This is a genomic window from Atlantibacter sp. (assembly GCF_032062175.1).
Lineage (GTDB): Bacteria > Pseudomonadota > Gammaproteobacteria > Enterobacterales > Enterobacteriaceae > Atlantibacter.
Genome location: NZ_DAMBQK010000012.1, coordinates 59,255 through 77,041, shown reverse-complemented (window position 1 = coordinate 77,041; position 17,787 = coordinate 59,255). Strand labels below are relative to the sequence as shown.

At 55.5% G+C, this 17,787-nt stretch carries 19 protein-coding genes; 9 read left to right on the top strand and 10 right to left on the bottom strand.

Annotated features, from left to right (window positions below; all coding sequences use genetic code 11):
- Positions 1–209 precede the first annotated feature (209 nt).
- The 3 genes from RT120_RS12615 to RT120_RS12605 are packed head-to-tail and all read left to right on the top strand — an operon-like array spanning position 210 to position 1,913.
- Positions 210–566, top strand: coding sequence for an ArsC family reductase (locus RT120_RS12615; RefSeq protein ID WP_312982963.1), 357 nt, complete (start codon positions 210–212; stop codon positions 564–566).
- Positions 567–570: 4 nt separating this feature from the next.
- Positions 571–1,698: a succinyl-diaminopimelate desuccinylase gene (gene dapE, locus RT120_RS12610; protein ID WP_312982962.1), complete on the top strand. Its 1,128-nt coding sequence runs from the start codon at positions 571–573 to the stop codon at positions 1,696–1,698.
- 23 nt (positions 1,699–1,721) lie between these two features.
- The gene (locus tag RT120_RS12605) at positions 1,722–1,913 is read left to right on the top strand and encodes a YpfN family protein (RefSeq protein WP_312982961.1); all 192 of its coding nucleotides are present in this window, start codon (positions 1,722–1,724) and stop codon (positions 1,911–1,913) included.
- A gap of 41 nt (positions 1,914–1,954) precedes the next feature.
- Here the strand turns inward: RT120_RS12605 and ypfH are convergent, their stop codons facing one another.
- From ypfH to dapA, 6 genes are all read right to left on the bottom strand, one after another.
- Positions 1,955–2,653 carry an esterase gene (gene ypfH, locus RT120_RS12600; RefSeq protein WP_312982960.1) on the bottom strand — a complete coding sequence of 233 codons (699 nt, stop codon included), beginning with the start codon at positions 2,651–2,653 and terminating at the stop codon, positions 1,955–1,957.
- Between the two features lie 72 nt (positions 2,654–2,725).
- Positions 2,726–4,750 carry a tRNA(Met) cytidine acetyltransferase TmcA gene (locus RT120_RS12595; RefSeq protein WP_312982959.1) on the bottom strand — a complete coding sequence of 675 codons (2,025 nt, stop codon included), beginning with the start codon at positions 4,748–4,750 and terminating at the stop codon, positions 2,726–2,728.
- Positions 4,751–4,776: 26 nt separating this feature from the next.
- Positions 4,777–5,640: a neutral zinc metallopeptidase gene (locus RT120_RS12590; protein ID WP_312982958.1), complete on the bottom strand. Its 864-nt coding sequence runs from the start codon at positions 5,638–5,640 to the stop codon at positions 4,777–4,779.
- A 132-nt stretch (positions 5,641–5,772) separates the two neighbouring features.
- Positions 5,773–6,486 (bottom strand): phosphoribosylaminoimidazolesuccinocarboxamide synthase, encoded by a 714-nt coding sequence (gene purC / locus RT120_RS12585; RefSeq protein WP_312982957.1) that lies wholly within the window; start codon positions 6,484–6,486, stop codon positions 5,773–5,775.
- A gap of 117 nt (positions 6,487–6,603) precedes the next feature.
- Entirely contained in the window at positions 6,604–7,638 is a 1,035-nt protein-coding gene (gene bamC / locus RT120_RS12580; protein ID WP_312982956.1) for an outer membrane protein assembly factor BamC, read from the bottom strand.
- A gap of 16 nt (positions 7,639–7,654) precedes the next feature.
- Positions 7,655–8,533, bottom strand: a complete 879-nt coding sequence (gene dapA, locus RT120_RS12575) for a 4-hydroxy-tetrahydrodipicolinate synthase (RefSeq protein ID WP_312982955.1) — start codon at positions 8,531–8,533, stop codon at positions 7,655–7,657.
- A 145-nt stretch (positions 8,534–8,678) separates the two neighbouring features.
- Here dapA and RT120_RS12570 point away from each other — a divergent pair, with 145 nt between their 5' ends.
- Together RT120_RS12570 and bcp are read left to right on the top strand one after the other, a co-directional pair.
- The gene (locus RT120_RS12570; protein WP_312982954.1) at positions 8,679–9,251 is read left to right on the top strand and encodes a glycine cleavage system transcriptional repressor; all 573 of its coding nucleotides are present in this window, start codon (positions 8,679–8,681) and stop codon (positions 9,249–9,251) included.
- Complete coding sequence (bcp, locus tag RT120_RS12565; RefSeq protein ID WP_312982953.1) at positions 9,251–9,721, top strand: thioredoxin-dependent thiol peroxidase; 471 nt, start codon at positions 9,251–9,253, stop codon at positions 9,719–9,721. Before RT120_RS12570 ends, bcp begins: the two co-directional genes overlap by 1 nt.
- A 48-nt stretch (positions 9,722–9,769) precedes the next feature.
- Here bcp and RT120_RS12560 read toward each other — a convergent pair whose 3' ends face one another.
- A complete protein-coding gene (locus RT120_RS12560; RefSeq protein ID WP_312982952.1) occupies positions 9,770–10,837 on the bottom strand; it encodes an AI-2E family transporter in 1,068 nt (355 codons plus the stop codon).
- A gap of 211 nt (positions 10,838–11,048) precedes the next feature.
- Here RT120_RS12560 and bepA point away from each other — a divergent pair, with 211 nt between their 5' ends.
- Both bepA and arsC read left to right on the top strand, forming a co-directional pair.
- Positions 11,049–12,512 (top strand): beta-barrel assembly-enhancing protease, encoded by a 1,464-nt coding sequence (gene bepA, locus RT120_RS12555; RefSeq protein WP_312982951.1) that lies wholly within the window; start codon positions 11,049–11,051, stop codon positions 12,510–12,512.
- 11 nt (positions 12,513–12,523) lie between these two features.
- Positions 12,524–12,880, top strand: coding sequence for an arsenate reductase (glutaredoxin) (arsC, locus tag RT120_RS12550; protein WP_312982950.1), 357 nt, complete (start codon positions 12,524–12,526; stop codon positions 12,878–12,880).
- A 32-nt stretch (positions 12,881–12,912) separates the two neighbouring features.
- Here the strand turns inward: arsC and RT120_RS12545 are convergent, their stop codons facing one another.
- The 3 genes from RT120_RS12545 to upp form a co-directional block, all read right to left on the bottom strand.
- On the bottom strand, positions 12,913–13,614 hold the full coding sequence (locus RT120_RS12545; RefSeq protein ID WP_312983004.1) for a DnaA inactivator Hda: 702 nt from the start codon (positions 13,612–13,614) through the stop codon (positions 12,913–12,915).
- 97 nt (positions 13,615–13,711) lie between these two features.
- Positions 13,712–14,998 carry a uracil permease gene (gene uraA, locus RT120_RS12540; protein ID WP_312982949.1) on the bottom strand — a complete coding sequence of 429 codons (1,287 nt, stop codon included), beginning with the start codon at positions 14,996–14,998 and terminating at the stop codon, positions 13,712–13,714.
- Between the two features lie 106 nt (positions 14,999–15,104).
- Positions 15,105–15,731 (bottom strand): uracil phosphoribosyltransferase, encoded by a 627-nt coding sequence (gene upp, locus RT120_RS12535; protein WP_312982948.1) that lies wholly within the window; start codon positions 15,729–15,731, stop codon positions 15,105–15,107.
- A 223-nt stretch (positions 15,732–15,954) separates the two neighbouring features.
- Between upp and purM the strand changes: the two genes are divergently transcribed.
- Both purM and purN read left to right on the top strand, forming a co-directional pair.
- The gene (gene purM, locus RT120_RS12530; protein ID WP_312982947.1) at positions 15,955–16,992 is read left to right on the top strand and encodes a phosphoribosylformylglycinamidine cyclo-ligase; all 1,038 of its coding nucleotides are present in this window, start codon (positions 15,955–15,957) and stop codon (positions 16,990–16,992) included.
- Positions 16,992–17,633 (top strand): phosphoribosylglycinamide formyltransferase, encoded by a 642-nt coding sequence (gene purN, locus RT120_RS12525; RefSeq protein ID WP_312982946.1) that lies wholly within the window; start codon positions 16,992–16,994, stop codon positions 17,631–17,633. Before purM ends, purN begins: the two co-directional genes overlap by 1 nt.
- The last annotated feature ends 154 nt before the right edge of the window (positions 17,634–17,787 follow it).

Below are 17,787 nucleotides of genomic sequence, written 5' to 3'. Positions count from 1 at the left end.
ATTGCGACGATAATCATTGCTTCTGTTAATATCTATCACCCACAGTATACATTACGGTTATTATTCAGGATTTATTCATCGCCTGTGATAAGCTGTATATTGTCTGCACTATTTAAGCCGGACCGTTATATTACAAGGCGCATAATATTACCCTTTAATTATTCTAAAAATTTGATTTAATAAACTCCATTACTACAAAAGGACTCAATATGGTCATCCTGCACGGCATCAAAAATTGCGACACCATCAAAAAAGCACGCCGATGGTTAGAAAGTCATCAGATCGATTATCAGTTTCACGATTATCGTGTTGATGGGATTAATGCAGAAATGATGCATAAGTTTGCCCATGAACTGGGTTGGGAAGCGCTGTTGAATACCCGTGGCACCACCTGGCGCAAACTGGATGAATCCCGGCGTAACGCCGTTACCGACGCCGCGAGCGCAATTGACTTGATGGTTGAAATGCCTGCAATTATCAAACGCCCATTGCTCTGCGCGCCCGGTAAGCCTATGCTGCTGGGTTTCAATGAAACTCAGTATCAGCAGTATTTCAACGAGGTGTAGTGTTATGTCCTGCCCGGTTATTGAGCTGACACAGCAGCTTATTCGTCGCCCTTCTCTGAGCCCCGATGACGCGGGCTGCCAGGCGTTGCTCATCGAACGATTGCGCGCCATTGGTTTTACCGTCGAGTCGATGGATTTTGGCGACACCCAAAACTTCTGGGCATGGCGCGGTCAGGGCGAAACGCTGGCCTTCGCCGGGCATACCGATGTGGTGCCCGCTGGTGATGCCGACCGCTGGATCAATCCGCCGTTTGAACCCACTATCCGCGACGGCATGCTGTTTGGCCGCGGCGCAGCAGATATGAAAGGCTCCCTCGCCGCGATGGTTGTCGCAGCGGAGCGCTTTGTCGCCCAGCATCCGCGCCATAAAGGACGCCTCGCGTTTTTGATCACTTCCGATGAAGAAGCCAGCGCCAAAAACGGCACCGTCAAGGTGGTAGAAGAACTGATGGCGCGTAAAGAACGCCTGGATTACTGCCTGGTCGGCGAACCGTCCAGCACCGAAGTGGTGGGCGACGTGGTAAAAAACGGTCGTCGCGGCTCGTTAACCTGCAACCTGACCATTCACGGTGTTCAGGGCCATGTGGCCTATCCGCACCTGGCGGACAATCCGGTTCACCGCGCCGCGCCGATGCTGGCGGAGCTGGTGGGCATTGAGTGGGATTGCGGCAACGCCTTTTTCCCGCCGACCAGTATGCAGGTTGCCAATATCAAAGCTGGCACCGGCAGCAATAACGTGATCCCCGGCGATTTGTTTGTGCAGTTTAACTTCCGCTTCAGTACCGAGCTGACGGATGAGCTTATCAAACAGCGCGTGCTCGAAATTCTCGATCGCCATCAACTGCGCTACAGCGTGGACTGGTGGCTATCCGGCCAGCCGTTCCTGACCTCACGCGGTAAACTGGTGGATGCGGTAGTGAATGCGGTTGCGCACTATAATGAAATCAAACCCCAACTGTTGACCACAGGCGGCACCTCTGACGGGCGTTTTATCGCACGGATGGGCGCACAGGTTGTGGAGCTTGGGCCGGTTAACGCCACCATTCATAAAATCAATGAGTGCGTGAACGCCGCCGACCTGCAACTGCTGGCCCGCATGTATCAACGCATTATGGAGCAGCTCGTCGCCTGACGGGCCGTTTCGGGAGGAACTACATGGATTGGTTTGCGAAATATTGGTGGATACTGGTGCTGGTTTTTCTGGTTGGCGTGCTGCTGAACGTCATCAAAGACCTTAAGCGCGTCGATCATAAGAAGTTTTTGAATAACCGACCGGAACTGCCCCCGCACCGTGACTTCAACGATAAGTGGGACGATGAAGACGACTGGCCGAAGAAGAAGCCTTAATACGTCATGCTGAAATGAAAAACCCTCTTGCGAGGGTTTTTTTATATCATCTCAATAATATCGTCATCATTCGGCTTGCCGCCGCTGAGCGCCTCGTCGAAATAGCGCTTCGGTACGGTATAACGCAGATGATCCAGCGCGGCCTGCATACTGCGTCCATCAATGGCATGGCCTAAATCCTCAATGACGTCCAGCGTCACGTCACCACCCGCCTGGGTCAGCGCCTCTTCAGCGTTGACGGCATGAGACAGTTCAATAACCCGGTCTTCATCACCGTGGATCAGATGCACCGTAGTCGCGGTGGTCACTTTCTCTGGAAGCCGGGCAAAGCGCCCGTTAAACGCCACAACGCGTGAAACCAGACCCGGCTGTGCCTTGATACTTTCCAGCGCCATAATCGCCCCCTGCGAGAAGCCGATAAGCGCCGTTGCGCCCGCATCCACACCGCTCTGCTGCTGCCAGTAACGTACGGTTTCGATAAACAGTGGCATGATGTCGTCGATGCGCTGTTGACGATTATCTTCGGTCACGCCAGCCACGGAAAACCACTGTCGGCCTGGCGCTGGCCCGCTCGGGTTGGGGCCGCCGATGCTGACAACCAGCGCGTCAGGAAACAGCGGCGCGAAGTGGCGGCCAATTTCGCCCATGGAGACCGGATTATCGCCCACGCCATGAAATAGCAGCAGCAACTGTTTAGCGGGTGCGGCTGGGCTTTGAATAACAACGTGGTCATGATTCATGGCTATCTCCTTGGTTAGTAAAAGCAGTCTACGCCCGGGAAAAACAATGACCATGCCATTTCACTGAACAAGTCAGTGGAAAAATTGCAATTGCAAAACCTGGTTCTTTAACGCGTCGTGTCGGGCGGGGTCGAGCTGATATAACGCTTGCGACGTTTCCTGACGACATCGCGCCAGCAGCGCCCTGCGCCCGCTCAGACGCAGCATCTGGCACAGTGACGGAACAGACTGGCGAACGTCGAGGCGGCCACGCAGCGCAGAAACGGGCAGTTGGCTTGCGATAACCAGCCTGTTTACGCTTCCCAGACAGGTTTCCAGCGGACGATGGGCGAATGCGAATCCGCCAAGCTCAAGCCAGTCGTCATCATTAAGCGTAGTCGCCATCACGGTTTCTACAGGCAATTTTTCCTCAATCCAGGGTTGCAGAAAAGCCGCATCCCTCTCAAAACGCGCCCGTTCATTCTTCACCAGCGCCTCGCCTGCCGGGGTGAGCGGCAGTAAGGCGATGGCGTTATAACAGCCGCTGCTGGCTTCCCGGTGGCTGCCAATGCGCACCAGCGTAAAACCGCATCGCTGCCAGAAGCGCCACAGGGTTTGGGTATAGCCGAAACTCACCGAAAGATAGTCAATGTCTTTTACGTGGTGCACTCGCGCCCAATGGATTAACGCCTGCCCCAGCCCTTCACGCTGGCGGGCGGGATGCACTGCGATCCGGCTGACCCGTAACCCTTTTAACGTTGCCGCAAAGGGGTCGCCGCCGTGCGCCGCCAGGGATTGCGCCACCAGATTGCCGCGCGGTCGGCGATAGCCCGCCCACACCGCCTGGCTCAGCGCCGGGCTAAGGCCGCCCTCCTCCAGCAGCCACAGCGCCGCCGCCGTTTTATCACCGGCCACTCCGGCGATAATCTGCTGGCCCGGCGCATCCATCATGCGGCGTAAATCAAGGGGAGATGTGCGGTAGTGCGCACCGCATAATAACTGGTATACCGAGGCCATTCGTTCAGGCCCGTTGTCCCACTGCGCCTGCCCCAGGGCGCTGAACTGGACGTCTCCCCGTGGTGCGCGGGTGAAATCCTCATCCTTAAACAGCAAGAGGGTATCCAGAACCCGTTCAAGCGGATCGTTATCTGCCCAGCGGATCGGATGGGACAGCGCGAACTGCCGGATACCCGGCACGCCCGCGCAAAACTTAAGCATAAAACCGCGCCCGGTGCCTTCGTAGCCCTGAATGGTGGTCACCAGCAAAACGCGCGGCCAGGCGGCAATCAGCGCGCTTAACAGCGGGCCAGGAATGGCAGCGGCTTCATCAATCACCAGCCAGTCGGCTTGTGGAGCTTGCGCGGTCTGGATCAGTTCATACAGCGCATCCGGCGCAAAAAAATGAAATTTTTCGGCGGCGTAGTGGGCCAGCACATCCGTGGCGGCGCGGGACGGCGCGGTCACGATGCAAGTGCCCGTACAGTTATTTATCAGCATTCCGGCCAAGGCCGATTTACCACGTCCACGCGGCGCCGTTACCACGGCTACGCCGCTGCGCATAGTCTGCAATGCCCGAAGGATGTCCGCCTGCTGGCGCAGCGGCGCACCGTCTGCGGGATGCCAGTCGGGGCGCGGCAATGAAGGCATAAAATACACGGGTTGATGCTGATGCCAGCACACCACCTCACCGTCCTGCGAGAACGCACGTTGAAGACGGGAAATAAAATGCGGAGTGGCAATGCTGGAAGGACTGTCAGACCAGCGGCGGGAATCTTCATCCGGTGTTTGCAGCCAGCGTTCCCAGGGGGGTGTCAGCAGCACCAGCCAGCTTCCGGCCTTCAACGTCCCGGCGACAATCGCCAGGGCTTCGACATCCAGCCCCTGTCTGGCATCAAAAACGGTATGCCCGAATTCACGGCCTAACAGTGTACGAACGCGGGAGGTGGGAGAATGCAGCTCAAATAGCGGGTTTTCGCCCACCCACAGCCAGTGGGCGGGCAATGCCTCAGCAAGATCGGTAAGGATCGCGTTGCTCCAGTGGCTTTCACCCGCCAGCACCAGCAAACGACGAATACCCGCTCGCGCCATCGCAGCAGTAACAGCGATCAACGAATCCATACCGGCTTCCTTGCTGAATGCGTCAGTTAAAGCTTATTGCCAAAGGTATTACACTGCGCCGGATCGCCACTGTCAAAGCCGCGTTTAAACCAGGTGTAACGCTGTTCAGACGTCCCGTGGGTGAAGCTGTCCGGGATCACGCGCCCCTGGCTTTGCTGTTGCAGGCGATCGTCGCCAATCGCCTCCGCCGCGTTCAGCGCTTCCTGCAAATCTCCCGCTTCCAGCACGCCCTGCTGCTGCATACTGTGGCCCCAGACGCCAGCGAAGCAGTCGGCCTGAAGTTCCATACGCACGGAGAGACGGTTCACTTCCGCTTCAGAAGCGTTACGCTGCATTTCGCGTACTTTCGGCTCAATGCCCATCAGCTTCTGCACGTGGTGCCCCACTTCATGGGCAATCACATAGCCCTGCGCGAAATCGCCTTCCGCACCCAGCTTGCTGTTCATGTCGTCATAGAAAGAGAGGTCGATATAGACGGTGCTGTCTGCCGGGCAATAAAACGGCCCCATTACTGACTGCCCGGTGCCGCAACCGGTACGGGTCGCGCCGCGATACATTACCAGTTTGGGTTGCTGATAAGTGCGGCCCTGACGCTCGAAAATCTGGCCCCAGGTATCCTCAGTCGTTGCCAGAATGACTGAAGTGAATTTGGCTGCTTCATCCTCATTGGGGCTGATAGAACGGCTGGTTTGTTGAGAAACGGGCTGCCCGCCGGTTAACAGCGAGGTGAGATCCACCCCATAGAAACTGGCAATCACCACGATCACCAGCAGGACGACGCCGCCTTTGCCGCCGGGTAAACGAAAACCGCCGCCGCCCATCATCGGGCCACGGGATTCGCCACGTCTGTCATCGATATTGTCGCTGCCGCGACGCCCTTGCCAACGCATGAACCACCTCGAACTTTTATAATAATATTGACTGATCGTAGGCGGTTAACGGACGGATTTCCATAAGAAAAGGGAGCCAGATCGACAAGGGCACGTTAATACGTGCCCCTTAAGCGGTAAACGATTGCGCGGTTAGTCTATATTTACGCCCAGACGACGAGCAACTTCTTCATACGCTTCAATCAGTCCGCCCAGGCTCTGGCGGAAACGGTCTTTGTCCATTTTGTCCATGGTGTTTTTATCCCACAGGCGGCTGCCGTCCGGGGAAAACTCGTCGCCCAGCACCACTTCACCTTTGAACAGGCCGAATTCAAGTTTGAAATCCACCAGGATCAGGCCCGCATCGTCAAACAGCTTTTTCAGCACGTCATTGGCTTTGTAGGTCAGCTCTTTCATGCGCGCCAGATTTTCTTTATTCACCCAGCCGAAGGTTTCGCAGTAGGACTCGTTGACCATCGGATCGTGCATGGCGTCGTTTTTCAGGAACATGTCGAACAGCGGCGGATTCAGTTCGATGCCTTCTTCGATACCCAGGCGCTTCACCAGAGAGCCTGCCGCACGGTTGCGCACCACGCATTCTACCGGCACCATCTCCAGTTTTTTCACCAGGCATTCGGTATCGGAGAGCAGCGCTTCCATTTGGGTCGGGATGCCCGCTTCTTCCAGTTTGGTCATAATGAAATGGTTGAACTTATTGTTCACCATGCCTTTACGATCGAACTGTTCAATGCGCGCGCCGTCTCCTGCTGACGTATCGTTACGGAATTCGAGCACCAACAGATCGGGGTTCTCCGTGCTGTAAACGGTTTTCGCTTTGCCGCGATACAACTCAGCTTGCTTTTGCATCTTTATTACTCCAGGTGTGATGATTCAAAGGTTTTACGCAAAAAATGGGGTGTTTCCGGTGACGCACACGATTGCGTCTGTTCAATAAAAAAAGGCCGGAGTGATCCGGCCCTGGTATTACTTGCTGAATGCGGCCTGGAATACGGCCACCAGCGCATCGTTTTGCGACTGGGTCAGCGTGTGTCCTTTCGGATCGATAAATTGCAGGCTGCTGCGGTTATCCAGATCGCCGACCTGAAGTTTGTAATCGCCGCTGCTCAGGCCCGGATCGCGTGCGCCCAGTGCCTGCCAGTCGCCGTCAGACAACCGTTTGTAGGTTAACGCTACGCTACCGGTTGAACGGGTGGAGTCCGTCACCTTCATACCCACTTTTTCGAGGGTTGCAGGCAGGCGGTTCCATACCACGCTGAACGGCGCGCGTACCACCAGCATTGGCAAACCGGTGTCATCGGCAGCGCTTTGCACGTCAATCTGGCTGGTGCTGCGGTTATCTGCCGCGTTCTGGTTAGCCGTTTGGGTTTTATCCAGCGACGAGGCGATGCTGTTAAGCATTTCCGCGCTATAGCGCTGGAGCGAAGCCGAGTCGGCGACAGGTTTACCGCCCTGCTCCAGATTAACCAGTTTCACCACCAGCGCCTGCTGGTAGCCCTGCGGCTGAACGGTGATCTGATAACGGCCACGGTATTGCTGATCTTCATCCGCACGGTTCCACTGCACCCAGTCGGTGCTGAGGGTCTGGGCGGCATCGTCGCGTTTAGTGATCGCGTAGTTATGAGACTGGACAGCGCTTACTACCTGCGGCCAGAGCGAACCGCTGCGGCCGTTTTCCAGCAGCAACGTGGCGGTATCCCCGGTGAACTGCGTGCGTGCGCCGGTCACCAGAGCCAGCGGCTGTGCTGGCGGACGAATATCCAGTTCTTTACCGACCCGACCGCTGCCGTTGGTCACAGGAATGTTATAGTCGCCGTTTTCAACCGGCAGAATTAACCCCGCCGGGGCATGAAGTTCCGCCAGCGGCGCGGCATCCAGATAAGACTCATCCCCGCTCACCTGGCGCTTATAGCGCGAATCGGAACTACAGGCGGCGAGCAGCATCACCAGTGATACGGTTGCTACTTTCGCCACACGCGACTTCTGTACTGAGTAAGCCATCAAATCTCCCTAAACTTTACAGCAGACCAGCATGCTTAAGCGCGCCCGCAACCTCGTCACGACCGTGGTCGGTGATCGGGGTCATCGGCAAGCGTAGCGTATCGGTCGCCACAAGTCCCAACGCCTTACATGCCCATTTGGCCGGGATCGGGTTGGGTTCAACAAATAGTTTATGATGCAGCGGCATCAAACGCTGGTTAATCACGCGAGCTTCACGGTACTGGCCGGCTGCGGCAAGTTTGCACATTTCAGCCATGTCACGCGCGGCAACGTTAGCGGTAACCGAAATCACGCCATGACCGCCCAGTTGCATAAAGTCCAGCGCGCTGGCGTCATCGCCGCTCACCAGAATGAAGTCGTCTGAAACCAGCTCTTTGATCTGGTTAACCCGCGTTAAGTTCCCTGTCGCTTCTTTAATACCGACAATATTTTTAACTTTCGAGAGTCTGCCTACCGTTTCCGGCAGCATGTCACAGCCGGTACGAGACGGCACATTATACAGGATCTGCGGCAAATCGGTGTGTTCAGCGATGGCTTTGAAATGCTGGAACAACCCTTCCTGGGTAGGACGGTTGTAGTACGGCGTCACGGTCAGGCAGCCCACAATGCCGCTATCGTTGAAACGCTGCGTCAGGCTAATGGCCTCTGAGGTCGCGTTTGCACCGGTACCGGCGATCACCGGGATACGGCCGTCAGCCAGTTCGAGCGTCATCATCACAACGTCGCCATGCTCGTCATGGCTCAGGGTTGCGGACTCGCCGGTAGTCCCTACAGAAACAATCGCCGAGGTTCCGCTGGCGACATGGTAATCAATCAGTTTTTTCAGGCTCGACCGACAGATATTACCTTTGAGATCCATCGGTGTAATCAGCGCGACAATACTTCCCGTGAACATGGGCCATCCTCTGTGCAAACAAGAAACTCAATGGTACGTTTGCTGCCAATATAAAAGCAAGCGCACAAGGGCGTCCAGGTTGTTGTATGGCGGTTTTTTTTATGGTTTCCTTATAATTATTCACAGAGGCACAGGAAGAATCCGTTTGGCACTCTCATCACAACACTATCTTGTCATTACCGCGCTGGGCGCTGACCGCTCGGGTATCGTGAATACCATTACCCGCCATGTCAGCAGCTGCGGCTGTAACATTGAAGACAGCCGACTGGCGATGCTGGGCGACGAGTTCACGTTTATTATGCTGCTTTCCGGGAGCTGGAACGCAATCACGCTGATTGAATCCACGCTGCCGCTCAAAGGCGCGGAGCTTGATTTACTGATTGTGATGAAACGCACCACCGCCCGTCCACGCCAGGCGATGCCCGCCACCGTATGGGTGCAGGTGGAAGTGGAAGACTCCCCGCATCTGATTGAACGATTCACCGCGCTGCTGGACGCGCACAATCTCAATATCGCCGAACTGGTGTCGCGCACCCAACCTGCCGATAACGGTAAAAGCGCCCAGTTGTATATTCAAATGACCGCCCACAGCCCCGCGCTGGATAATGCGACAATAATCGAGCAAGCGTTCAAGGCTCTCTGTACAGAACTGAATGCGCAAGGCAGTATTAACGTCGTTAACTATCAACAGCAAGATGAACAGGACGGAGTGTCGTAATGAACCCACTGAAAGCCGGAGAGAACGCACCAAAATTTAGCTTGCCCGATCAGGACGGTGAACAAGTAAATTTGACCGACTTCCAGGGACAGCGTGTTCTGGTTTACTTTTACCCGAAGGCCATGACGCCTGGTTGTACCGTGCAAGCTTGCGGGCTGCGCGACAACATGGACGATTTGAAAAAAGCCGGTGTTGAAGTATTAGGGATCAGCACCGATAAACCCGAGAAACTCTCGCGTTTCGCAGAAAAAGAGTTGCTTAATTTCACCCTGCTTTCCGATGAAGACCATCAGGTTTGCGAACAGTTTGGCGTATGGGGCGAAAAATCATTTATGGGGAAAACCTATGACGGTATTCACCGCATTAGTTTTCTGCTGGACGGCAACGGCGTCGTTGAACACGTGTTTGACGATTTCAAAACCAGCAACCACCACGATGTGGTCTTAGCCTGGCTGAACGAAAACCGTTAAATACCTTTGATGTAAAAAGCCGACGCGATGTCGGCTTTTTTGTCTGCGTTACGGTTTATCTTCAACCGACAACCCATCCGGCCAGGCATGAACCACGGCCTTAATCAACGTCGCCAGCGGGATGGCGAAAAACACGCCCCAGAATCCCCATAGCCCGCCGAAAATCACCACCGACAGAATAATCACCAGCGGGTGCAGGTTTACGGCTTCCGAGAACAACACCGGCACCAGCAGGTTGCCGTCCAGCGCCTGGATAATCAGGTAAACCGCGAAGCAGCTCCAGAACTCGGTGCCCAGCCCAAACTGGAACAGCGCCACGCAGACGACCGGGATAGTCACCACAAACGCGCCGATATAGGGGATCAAGACTGATAACCCAACAAGCACTGCCAACAGTAGCGAGTAATTCAGGCCAAAGATGCGAAAGCCAATCCAGGTGGCGACGCCGACCACGACCATTTCCAGCACTTTGCCGCGAATATAGTTGGTGATCTGCTGGTTCATTTCAGTCCAGACCTGGCCCGCCAGCCCGCGATTGCGCGGTAAAACCCGGCGCACCGCATTGAGCATCTGCTCTTTGTCTTTCACCAGGAAAAACACCATCAGCGGCACCAGGATCAGGTAAATGGCGAGGGTTAATAACCCCACCAGCGACGCCAGCGAGAATTTCACCACCGAATCGCCGACCACGGTCATGCGGGCGCGCATATTTTCCGCCATGGCGTCGATAATCCCCGCGTCCATCAAGGCCGGGTAGCGTTTCGGCAGGGTAGCGGCAAAATCTGAGAGCTTATTCAGCATCCCCGGCATATCGCGGATTAAATAAATCCCCTGTTGCCAGGCCACCGGGATCACCACAAACGCCATCACCAGCACGATGCCGATAAACAGCACCAGCACCAGCGTTGCCGCCAGAGTGCGAGAACAGCCGATGCGCTCAAGGCGTACCGTGGGCCACTCCAGCAAAAATGCCAGCACGATAGCCACCAGCAGTGGGGCTAACAGGCTGTGAAAAAAGAACAGGATGCAGAAACCCGCAACCAGAATAACCAGCAGCGCTATCGCTTCCGGGTCGGAAAACCGGCGGCGATACCACTGCATTAACATATCGAGCATCTTTCTTTCCCTGAGGTACCAGCTAAAGCGCTATTCGGATTGTATCTAAACGAAACAAAAAAAGAGCCCATTTTTTCTGGCCCCCTCAAGACAATCGCATTCAGGCTAACTAAGATATCTTTTCCTCGCTCAGACGGCCTTTTGCTCTGCAATGAACAAAGCGGCGTCGCGCAGGTCAAAATCAGAGATTCCAGACAGACAGGACGTGGTTATGTTCAGGCAGTTGAAAAAGACACTGGTTGCAACGCTCATTACCGCCATGGTGGCGGGCTCACTGGTTCCCGCATTCGCGCATAGCGCCACTGAACTCCCTGATATGGGCACTTCGGCGGGCAGTACGCTCTCCATTGGGCAAGAGTTGCAGATGGGCGATTACTATGTGCGCCAGCTGCGCGGTAGTGCGCCGCTAATCAACGATCCGCTGTTAGTGCAATATATCAACGGGCTGGGGATGCGCCTGGTCGCCCATGCGGACTCGGTACGCACGCCGTTTCATTTCTTTTTGATCAATAACGACGAAATCAACGCCTTCGCCTTTTTCGGCGGCAACGTGGTATTGCATACCGCGCTGTTCCGCTACGCCGATAATGAAAGCCAACTGGCCTCGGTGATGGCGCACGAAATTTCTCACGTCACCCAGCGCCATCTGGCGCGCGCGATGGAAGATCAAAAGCGTAATGCGCCGCTGACCTGGGTAGGCGCGCTGGGCTCGATTCTGCTCGCCATGGCCAGCCCGCAAGCCGGTATGGCGGCGCTGACCGGTACGCTTGCCGGTACTCAGCAGGGCGTGATCAGTTTTACCCAGCAAAACGAGCAAGAAGCGGACCGCATCGGCATTCAGGTGTTGCAGCGTTCCGGCTTCGATCCTCAGGCGATGCCGACATTTCTGGAGAAACTGCTCGATCAGGCGCGCTACTCCTCGCGCCCGCCGGAGATTTTGCTGACGCACCCGCTGCCAGAAAGCCGTTTATCCGATGCGCGTAACCGCGCCAACCAGATGCGTCCGGTGGTGGCGCAGTCGTCGGAAGATTTCTATATGGCGAAAGCGCGTACCCTGGGGATGTACAACTCCGGGCGCAATCAGCTCACCAGCGATATTCTCGACGCCTGGTCGAAGGGCAACGTTCGTGAACAACATGCCGCTGCCTATGGCAAAGCGTTGCAGGCGATGGTGGCGAAAAACTTCGCCGAAGCGCGCACGCTGTTGCAGCCGCTGATTACCGCCCAACCCGGAAATCCGTGGTATCTGGATCTCTCAACCGATATCGATTTAGGGCTGAATAAAGCCAACGATGCGGTTAATCGCCTGAAAAATGCCCCGGATCTGAAAAATAATCCGGTGCTGCAATTGAACCTGGCGAACGCCTGGCTTGAAGCGAAACAGCCGGGGGAATCGGTGAAAATCCTTAACCGTTATACCTTCTCTCATCCCGATGATTCCAACGGCTGGGATCTGCTGGCACAGGCCCAGGCTGCGCTCGGCAACCGCGACCAGGAACTGGCGGCTCGCGCAGAAGTCATGGCGCTACTGGGCAGGCTCGATCAGTCTATTTCGCTGTTAAGCAGCGCCAGTTCGCAAGTGAAAGTCGGCAGCCTGCAACAGGCGCGCTACGATGCGCGTATTGATCAGTTCCGCCAGTTGCAGATGCGATTCCGCCCCTATGAGAAAATGTAAAAGGAGAAAGAATGTCTCGTAAGGTCACGATTTACCATAACCCACGCTGTTCCAAGAGCCGCGAAACGCTGAATTTACTGAAAGAGAACGGCGTTGAACCGGAGGTGGTGCTGTATCTGGAAACGCCACCGGATGCAGAAACGATCAGACAGCTGCTTAAGCAACTGGGATACAGCAGTGCACGTCACTTAATGCGCCAGAAAGAAGAGATTTATAGCGAGTTGAAGCTCGGCGATCCGGCACTGACGGAAGAACAGCTTATCGCCGCGATGGTTGAAAACCCGAAACTGATTGAGCGCCCGATAGTGGTGACTGACGGGAATGCCCGTATTGGCCGGCCGCCGGAGTCGGTGCTGGAAATCCTTTAACACGCCTTAACCGCAGGCGCAGCAGCCTGCGGTTACAGTCCGAGAATATCTTTCACAAACGGAATCGTTAATTTGCGCTGTGCGGTAATCGAGGCGCGATCCAGCTGATCGAGCGTCATAAACAGCGTGCGCATTTCCCGGTCCAGCCGCTTGAGTAAAAAACGCCCCACATCTTCCGGCAGTTCAAACCCGCGCTGGCGCGCCCGCAGCTGTAGCGCCAGCAATTTATCGTCATCCGACAGCGGCTGAAGCTTGTATATTTGCCCCCAGTCGAGGCGGGAGGCTAAATCAGCAAGCTGGAGATTAAGCTGGCGCGGCGGTCTGTCGCCGGTGATCAACAATCGCGTTTTGCCGGATTCCAGAATGCGGTTATAGAGATTAAAAATCGCCATTTCCCACAGCTCATCGCCCGCGATGCATTCAATATTATCAATGCACACCAGCGACAATTGTTCCATACCATCAAGCACTTCCGGGACAAACCAGGTGCGTTTATCGAGAGGAACATAGCCTACCGCATCGCCGCGCGCCGAGAGTTCCGCGCACGCCGCATGCAGCAGATGGCTGCGCCCTGCCCCTTCGCGAGACCAGATGTAGATATAACCGCTGTGCTCCTGACGTAACACGTTTTGCAGCGCGGCTAATAAAGAAGGGTTATCACCCGGCCAGAAACTTGCGAAAGTTTCATCATCGGGTAGATAGAGTGGCAAAGAGAGCTGTGCCGGTGTGTTCAGAGAGACCTCAACCAGTGCCTGAGTAAAATCGCGCTGAGTTTATCACAGAAAAGGCCGCGTATTGAACCGGGCGGCAGATCCGCCCGGTTTACTACGATCAGGAGGCTTTTTCCTGATCTTCCGCGTCCAGCACCACTTCTTCCGGGCGCAGTACGCTGATTAATTTGAAAATCAGGCTCAGCAGCACACCGACAATGGTCGCCAGCGCCATGCCTTTCAGCTCCGCCGCGCCAACATGCACTTTCGCGCCGCTGACGCCGATGATCAGGATCACCGAGGTGAGGATCAGGTTTTGCGCTTTGCTGTAATCCACTTTGGAGTCGATCAGTACGCGAATACCGGACGCGCCGATCACCCCGTACAGCAGCAGCGACACGCCGCCCATCACCGGAACCGGGATAATCTGGATCGCCGCCGCCAGTTTACCGACGCAGGAGAGCAGAATCGCGATAATCGCCGCGCCGCCGATAACCCAGGTACTGTAAACGCGGGTAATCGCCATCACGCCGATGTTTTCACCGTAGGTGGTGTTCGGCGTGGAGCCGAAGAAACCGGAAATCATGGTGGAGAAACCGTTGGCGAACATGGAGCGATGCAGGCCCGGATCGCGAATCAGGTCTTTCTTGACGATATTGGCCGTTACCACCAGGTGCCCGACGTGTTCGGCAATCACCACCAGCGCCGCAGGCAAGATAGTGAAAATAGCGAACCACTCGAAGCGCGGGGTGTAGAAAGTTGGCAGCGCGAACCAGTGCGCGTCTTTAATTGGCGTGATATCAACCACGCCCATGATGAAGGAGAGCGCGTAACCCGCCAGCACGCCGATCAGGATCGGGATAATCGCCAGGAAGCCGCGAAACAGCACCGAGCCAAATACCGTCACGCCCAGCGTCACCAACGAAATGATAATGGTGGTGGAATCCGGCATCTGCCCTTCCGCTGGCAGCAGACCCGCCATATTGGCCGCCACGCCCGCCAGTTCCAGACCGATAACCGCCACAATCGCGCCCATCGCCGCAGGCGGGAACATCACGTCCAGCCAGCCAGTCCCGGCTTTTTTGACAATCAACGCCACCAGGCAAAACAGCGCACCGCAGACGATAAAGCCGCCCAGGGCCAGTTCATAACCCAACGGCAGCAGTAACAACACCGGAGAGATAAACGCAAAGCTCGACCCAAGATAGGCCGGGATTTTGCCCTTACAGATAAACAGATACAGCAGGGTCCCGATACCGTTAAACAGCAGCACGGTGGCCGGGTTGATATGAAACAGGATTGGCACCAGCACGGTTGCGCCAAACATGGCGAACAAGTGCTGCAAACTAAGCGGGATGGTTTGAAGCAGCGGTGGTCTTTCGCTTACCCCGATAGCACGGCGCGTCATAGTGTTTTCCTCTGAGTGTTGTTGTAATGATTTATGAAATAACGATTACTGATGAATAACCCAAAAAAAAGCCGACTATCGAAGTCGGCTTTTTTTATGCGTTCATTTATTTAGTACCAAAAATCTTGTCGCCGGCATCGCCGAGGCCCGGAATGATGTATCCGTGCTCGTTCAATCCCTTGTCGATAGACGCAGTGTACAACTCTACGTCCGGGTGCGCTTTCTCCAGCGCGGCGATACCTTCCGGCGCGGCAACCAGCACCAGTACTTTAATGCTGTGGCAGCCGGCGTTTTTCAGCAGGTCAATAGTGGCGATCATTGAGCCGCCGGTCGCCAGCATCGGGTCAACCACCAGCGCCATACGCTCGTCGATGTTGGAAACCAGCTTCTGGAAATAAGGAACCGGCTCCAGCGTCTCTTCGTTACGGTAGATACCTACCACGCTGATACGCGCGCTCGGCACGTGCTCCAGTACGCCTTCCATCATGCCCAGACCGGCACGCAGGATCGGCACCACGGTAATTTTTTTGCCTTTGATTTGTTCGACTTCTACCGGGCCGTTCCAGCCTTCGATAACCACTCTCTCGGTTTCGAGGTCGGAAGTCGCTTCATAGGTCAGCAGGCTGCCCACTTCCGAGGCCAGTTCACGAAAGCGCTTGGTGCTAATATCATTTTCACGCATCAGCCCGAGCTTGTGTTTGACGAGTGGGTGTTTCACTTCCACGATCTTCATACTCTTTCTCCCCAGAAAGGTGGCAGCCACAAAAAAAATCGCCGGATTATACCGCTTTTTCGCCGCTGCGCCATATCTAATGGTCATGATCGGGATCAACCGAACTGAAATCAGTCTACGCCATAAGATTTTAAATGCGCTAAATAAGAGGCTCGCAAACGTTTGCCTGCACTGTTAGAATTGCCGCGTTTTCTTACTACCGCAACCGCGTGGGGATTGTGCAGTGACCGATAAAACCTCTCTCAGCTATAAAGATGCCGGCGTTGATATTGATGCAGGTAATGCTCTGGTCGACCGTATTAAAGGCGTCGTGAAAAAAACTCGCCGCCCTGAAGTCATGGGCGGACTGGGCGGATTCGGCGCATTGTGCGCGTTGCCGCAGAAATATCGCGAGCCGGTTCTGGTATCGGGCACCGACGGCGTCGGCACCAAGCTGCGTCTGGCAATGGATTTAAAACGTCACGACACCATCGGCATCGATTTGGTCGCCATGTGCGTTAACGACCTGGTGGTACAGGGCGCAGAACCGCTGTTCTTCCTGGACTACTACGCCACCGGCAAACTGGATGTAGATACCGCAGCCAGCGTCATTACCGGCATCGCCGAAGGCTGTTTACAGTCCGGCTGTGCGCTGGTTGGCGGCGAAACGGCGGAAATGCCGGGTATGTATCACGGCGAAGATTACGACGTAGCTGGTTTTTGCGTGGGTGTGGTCGAGAAGTCAGAGATTATCGACGGTTCCAAAGTGGCCGATGGCGATGTGCTGATTGCGCTGGCTTCCAGCGGTCCACACTCCAACGGCTATTCCCTGGTGCGCAAAATTGTTGACGTCAGCGGTTGCGACCCGCTTACCACGCAACTGGAAGGCAAATCGCTGGCGGATCACCTGCTGGCCCCGACGCGCATTTATGTGAAATCTATCCTGGAGCTGATCGAGCAGGCTGATGTCCATGCTATCGCCCACCTGACCGGCGGCGGCTTCTGGGAAAACATTCCGCGCGTGCTGCCGGACAACACCCAAGCCGTGATCGACGAATCTTCCTGGCAGTGGCCTGCGGTATTTGACTGGATGCAGAAAGCAGGCAACGTCAGCAAACACGAGATGTATCGCACATTTAACTGCGGCGTCGGAATGGTTATCGCGCTGCCTGCGAGCGAGGCCGAAAAAGCGATTTCTTTACTCAATGCGCGTGGCGAAAAGGCGTGGAAAATCGGTATCATCAAGGCTTCTGATTCCGAACAACGCGTGGTTATTGAGTAATGAAACACATTGTGGTGCTGATTTCTGGCAACGGAAGCAACTTGCAGGCCATTATCGACGCCTGCCAACAGAAGAAGATCAACGGCACCATTAGCGCGGTATTCAGCAATAAGGCCGACGCGTTCGGCCTTGAACGCGCCAGAGAGGCGGGCATTCCCGCCCATGCGCTCACGGCCAGCCAGTTCGCCAGCCGCGAAGCGTTCGACCGCGAATTGATGCTGGAAATCGACGCCTATGCCCCGGATCTGGTGGTGCTGGCAGGCTATATGCGCATTCTGAGCCCGGCGTTTGTGGCGCATTACCGTGGACGGTTGATCAACATCCACCCTTCCCTGCTACCGAAATATCCCGGCCTGCATACCCATCAACAGGTGCTGGAAAACGGCGATGAAGAGCACGGCACTTCCGTGCATTTCGTAACCGATGAGCTGGACGGCGGCCCGGTGATTTTGCAGGCGACCGTGCCGGTTTTCGAAGGCGATAATGAAGATGACGTGACGGCCCGGGTGCAGGCCCAGGAGCACGCCATTTATCCGTTGGTGGTCAGTTGGTTTATGGAAGGCCGCCTGACGATGCACGGCAACGAAGCCTGGCTCGACGGCAAACCGCTGCCCGCCCAGGGCTATGCGTCCGAAGAGTAACTGCTTCACGCGTTAAACAACGATCAGGCCTGGTAGATACCGGGCCTGTTTTGTTTTCGGCTTATGGCAAATAAATGAAACAAAAAAGTCACTTAGCGCCGCCACGCTCATGTAGCTGTCATACTTTTGTGGCATCGTTGGACATCGCGGGTCT